The sequence below is a fragment of the Mesorhizobium sp. M0848 genome, assembly GCF_040319805.1.
Taxonomy (GTDB): domain Bacteria; phylum Pseudomonadota; class Alphaproteobacteria; order Rhizobiales; family Rhizobiaceae; genus Mesorhizobium.
Genome location: NZ_JAMYOM010000078.1, coordinates 1 through 1,198, shown reverse-complemented (window position 1 = coordinate 1,198; position 1,198 = coordinate 1). Strand labels below are relative to the sequence as shown.

The 1,198-nt window shown below is 53.1% G+C and carries 1 protein-coding gene; it reads left to right on the top strand.

Annotation, left to right across the window (positions count from 1 at the left end):
* Window positions 1-71: 71 nt before the first annotated feature.
* Window positions 72-1,198, top strand: a 1,127-nt coding sequence (gene doeA / locus NKH95_RS33350; RefSeq protein WP_352894619.1) for an ectoine hydrolase DoeA, incomplete at its 3' end; no start/stop codon positions are given.

The following is a 1,198-nucleotide window of genomic DNA, read 5'->3' as shown; positions in this document are numbered from 1 at the left end:
GACGCTGCTAAAATTCACGTCATGGGCTTCGTGCCCGTGCTTGACGTCCGTCGGAATCCCGGGAGCCAACAATGGTCGCCACAAAATTGAACTTCAGCCTGGAAGAATATCGAACGCGGCTTAGCAAAACTCGCTCCGAGATGCAGAGGCGCGGGATTGATATCCTCATCCTTAGCGAACCTGCGAACATGGCTTGGCTGACCGGCTATGATGGTTGGTCCTTCTACAACCACCAAGCGGTCATCGTTCCCCCAGAGGGTGACCCCATAGTGTGGGTTCGTTCTTCAGATGAATTCGGCGCTAAGCGCACGGTCTATTTTTCGGACGAGAATGTCGTCAGCTATGCGGACAAATATGTCCAGACGCCTGTTTGTCATCCGATGGAAGATCTTTGCAAAGTGCTTGCCGACCGCAAGCTAGACAAGGGCGTCATCGGCGTCGAGAAGGATAATTACTATTTTTCTGCGACCGCATTTGAGACTTTGGTTTCGCGGTTGCCCAACGCCAAATTCGTTGACGCAACGGTGCTTGTTAATTGGCTGCGCGCGATCAAGAGTCCCCAGGAACTCGAGTACATGCGCAAGGCGGGGCAGATCGTGACCCTGATGCATGAGCGCATCTTGGAAAAGATTGAACCGGGTATGCGCAAGTCTGACCTCGTTGCAGATATTTACGATGCTGCGATTCGCGGAACGCACGATTTTGGAGGTGATTACCCATCCATCGTACCTATGCTTCCATCAGGCACCGATTTATCCGCGTGCCATTTCACGTGGGACGATCAGCCTCTTCGCAACAACGAAGGAATCTATTTCGAAATTGCTGGTGTCTACAAGCGCTATCATGTCCCGCTCTGTCGGACATACTGCCTTGGCAAAACGCCACAACACTTCTTGGATGCAGAGAAGGTCACTCTAGAGGGAATGGAAGCAGGCCTCGATGCTGCGAAGCCAGGCGCAACTTGCGAGGACTGGGCCGTGGCATTCTTCAACGTCCTTGAGAAACATGGGGTGGAGAAGATTACTCGAGCCGGTTATCCAGTTGGGCTATCTTACCCTCCAGATTGGGGTGAACACACGATGAGCTTGCGGCGAGGGGACAGGACCGTGCTCCAGCCAGGCATGATCTTCCACTTCATGACTGGTTTCTGGTACGACGACTTTGGATTCGAGATCACCGAGACCGTTCTCATCACACC